The organism is Deltaproteobacteria bacterium, from assembly GCA_009929795.1.
Taxonomy (GTDB): Bacteria; Desulfobacterota; Desulfovibrionia; order Desulfovibrionales; family Desulfomicrobiaceae; genus RZZR01.
Genome location: RZZR01000203.1, coordinates 1 through 3,580, shown reverse-complemented (window position 1 = coordinate 3,580; position 3,580 = coordinate 1). Strand labels below are relative to the sequence as shown.

The following is a 3,580-nucleotide window of genomic DNA, read 5'->3' as shown; positions in this document are numbered from 1 at the left end:
CATGCTGCTTCAAGGCCTTGTGCTCATTCCCGCAGCGGGCGGATTTCTCTCCCTGATGCTCAAGGGCAACGGGTTGCGGCGGGCGATTCTTTTGGGCACGGCCCTGGCCCATCTGGCCATGACCATGCTTTCCTGGCAGATCGAAACCGGTACGGAATGGGGGGGATTGCTTCGATTGGACGGCCTCGGCCAGTTGTTTTTGACCATCACCAGCGTGGTCTTCGCGGTCTGCGCTGTGTACGGCATCGGGTATCTGGCCAGGGAAAAGCCCGGTGTTCACACGGATTTCCAGGGCGACGTCCTGTTCGCCAATGCCCCGGAGGCCCGGTTTTCGGCCTGCCTGCTCTTTTTTCTGTCGGCCATGACCCTGGTCTGCATCAGCTGGAATTTCGGCCTGCTGTGGGTCGGTATCGAGGCCACCACCTTGGCCAGCGCCCCGCTCATCTACTTCCACCGCCACAAGCGGTCCCTGGAAGCCACCTGGAAGTATCTGATGCTCTGTTCGGTGGGCATCGCCATCGCTCTGCTGGGAAACATCATGCTTTCCTTTGCCGTGGGTTGGTCGGGCTCGGCCGCAGGGCAGGCCGAGGTGTCCATGAACCTTGACGCCTTGATTGCCTCTGCCCCCCAGGCCCATCTGGCCTGGTTCAAGGCCGCGTTCATCTGCATCCTGGTGGGATATGGAACGAAGATGGGTTTGGCCCCCATGCACGCTTGGCTCCCGGATGCCCACAGCGAGGCCCCTTCCATGGTCTCGGCCTTGCTCTCGGCCCTGCTTTTGAATTGCGCGTTCCTTGGCATTTTGCGGGCCTTTCAGGTGGCCGATGCTGCGGGCATGGCCGCCTTTGCCGGCGAACTTCTGGTTTGGTTCGGGCTCCTTTCCCTGGCCATTGCCGCCGCATTCATCGTCCGCCAGAACGACTACAAGCGGATGCTGGCCTATTCCAGTGTCGAGCATATGGGCATCCTGTCTCTGGGGATCGGCATCGGGGGCGGGGCGGTCTTCGGCTCCATGCTTCACGCCGTGAACCATTCCATGGCCAAGGCCATGCTGTTCATGCTGGCCGGGAATATCCTGGCCATGCGCAAAACCAAGAACATCCAGAAGGTGCAGGGGCTTCTGACCTCCTCGCCCTGGACCGGGGCCCTGTGGATGTTTGGATTTTTGGCCATTGTCGGGTCGCCGCCCTTCGGCCTGTTCGTCAGCGAGTTTCTGATCCTCAAGGCGGCCTTTGAGGGCGGGATGTTCATCGTCGCCGGCCTTATCCTGTTTTTCCTGGCTGTCATTTTTACCGGTATGGTCCTGATTGTCCTGCCCATGGTCCAGGGCGATCCGGGGGAAAATCCCCGTCAGACTGAACCCTGGTTGTCCGTGCTTCCCCCGCTGGTTCTGGGCATTGCCGTGGCCCTGCTCGGTCTGTATCTCCCGGCGGAATTGCGCGACATTCTGCGTCAGGCCGCCGAACTCATCATGGGGAAAGGGGTGTAGCCATGGCCTTTGGGCGGGAAATCAAACCGAACGAGGCCATTGCCCTGGCCGATGTGCCCGTGGTCACTGTGGAGGAGTTTGTCGAGGGCACCATCTGGAGCGTCGAGGACGGTGGCCGGATCGCGGCCCTGTTCGGGGCCCCGCACGAGGGCTGCGTCCGGCTCTTTGTCGTCATCGCTCACGATGGTCGGGGTACTGTGGCCGTGGCGTCCATGGACCCGCCTGATGAAGGCTATCCGTCCATCACGGCGACCTGCAATCAGGCCCATTGGTTCGAGCGCGAGATTACCGAGCAATGGGGCATCACGCCCCGGGGGCATCCATGGCTGAAGCCGATCCGTTTCGAGCCGAGCCGACGCGCCGGCAAGCCTTCCGGACGACCGGGCATCGGCATCGCACCTTTTTTCACCGTTGCCGGGGAAGAAGTGCACGAGGTGGCCGTGGGTCCGGTGCACGCGGGCGTGATCGAGCCCGGGCATTTTCGGTTCCAGTGTGTCGGCGAGACCGTCTTTCACCTGGAAATTTCCCTGGGCTATCAGCACCGGGGGATCGAGGCCTTTCTCCCCCATTCCCCGGCGCGACGACGGATGCCCATTTTGGAGGCGGCGGCCGGAGACACGACCATCGGTCATGGCACGGCCTATTGTCGGGCCATGGAAGCCCTGGGGCATGTCGAGGCACCTGTCCGGGCCGAAATATTGCGCGGGGTGATGCTCGAACTGGAACGTCTGGCCAACCACACCGGTGATCTCGGGGCCTTGGCCGGGGACGTTGGCTTTCTGCCGACCCTGAGTTTCTGCGGCAGGCTGCGCGGTGATTTCCTGAATCTTTCGGCCCTGATCTGCGGGAGCAGATTCGGCCGGGGATTTTTGGTCCCTGGGGGCGCCCATTTCGATCTCGATCCCCAACGCATGGAGACCTTTCGAACCAGATTGCACGACATCCACCGGGACGTTCGAGGGGCTGTCGATCTGCTCCTGGATTCGGGTTCGGTCCTGTCCCGGTTCGAAGGCACGGGCATAGTTACCCAGGCTGTGGCCCTGGAACTGGGCCTGGTCGGGGTGGCCATGCGGGCCGCCGGCATTCCCCGGGACGTTCGGCAGGACTATCCAGCCGGACTGTACAACAGCGTCAAGACCTCGGCCGTCATTCACCCCGGGGGTGACGTCCTGGCCCGGGCCACGGTCCGATCCGAGGAGGTCGATGCCTCGGTGGACATCATTGCCGACGGCCTGTCCAAACTCGAGCGGACACAGGGCGAACTGACGGTTCAGATGCCCAAGACATTGCGGCCCCAGGCCATGGTCGTGTCCATGGTCGAGGGCTGGCGCGGGGAGGTCTGCCATGTGGCCATGACCGACAAACAGGGAGACATCGATTTCTACAAGATCGTGGACCCGTCCTTTCACAACTGGATCGGTCTGGCCATGGCCCTGCGCGGGGAGCAGATTTCGGATTTTCCCTTGTGCAACAAGAGTTTCAACCTGTCCTATTGCGGACACGATCTTTAGGAAAGCCTCGAATGTTTGACGTTGTTCTCGAACGCCTGCGCCAGAAGCACCGCACTGTGGCCTACCCCAAGGCCCCAGGCACGGTGTCGGACCGTTTTCGGGGCCGTCCCGTCATCGGGCCGGGTACATGTCCCGACGACTGCCGGGCCTGCATGGAGGTCTGTCCGACCGATTCTCTGCACAGGACTGCCAACGTGCTTGGAATCGATCTCGGGACTTGTCTTTTTTGCGGCGCCTGCGAGCGGGCCTGCAGACATGGAGTTCTCCGCTTCAGCCGGGATTATGGCCTGGCCGGACGGCGTCGCGAAGATCTGGTCATGACGTCCGAGTTGGCACCCAGAGTCGAGGCCCTGGACAAAAGAATGCGCACGATCTTCGGCCGGTCCCTCAAGCTGCGCCAGGTCAGTGCCGGCGGATGCAACGCCTGCGAGGCCGATGCCAACGTGCTGACCACGGTGGTCTTTGACATCGGCCGGTTCGGCATGGAATTCGTGGCCTCGCCCCGTCACGCCGACGGACTCTACGTGACCGGGCCGGTGCCGGAGAACATGAGGGAGGCCCTGATCAAGACCTACGAGGC

The 3,580-nt window shown here is 62.5% G+C and carries 3 protein-coding genes; all 3 read left to right on the top strand.

Going from position 1 to position 3,580, the window contains the following annotated elements:
- Window positions 1–4: 4 nt before the first annotated feature.
- On the top strand, window positions 5–1,489 hold the full coding sequence (locus EOM25_13095) for an NADH dehydrogenase FAD-containing subunit (GenBank protein NCC26111.1): 1,485 nt from the start codon (window positions 5–7) through the stop codon (window positions 1,487–1,489).
- 2 nt (window positions 1,490–1,491) lie between these two features.
- Window positions 1,492–3,000 carry a hydrogenase gene (locus EOM25_13090; protein NCC26110.1) on the top strand — a complete coding sequence of 503 codons (1,509 nt, stop codon included), beginning with the start codon at window positions 1,492–1,494 and terminating at the stop codon, window positions 2,998–3,000.
- A gap of 11 nt (window positions 3,001–3,011) precedes the next feature.
- The coding region (locus EOM25_13085) for a hydrogenase (protein NCC26109.1) at window positions 3,012–3,580 on the top strand (569 nt) is incomplete at its 3' end.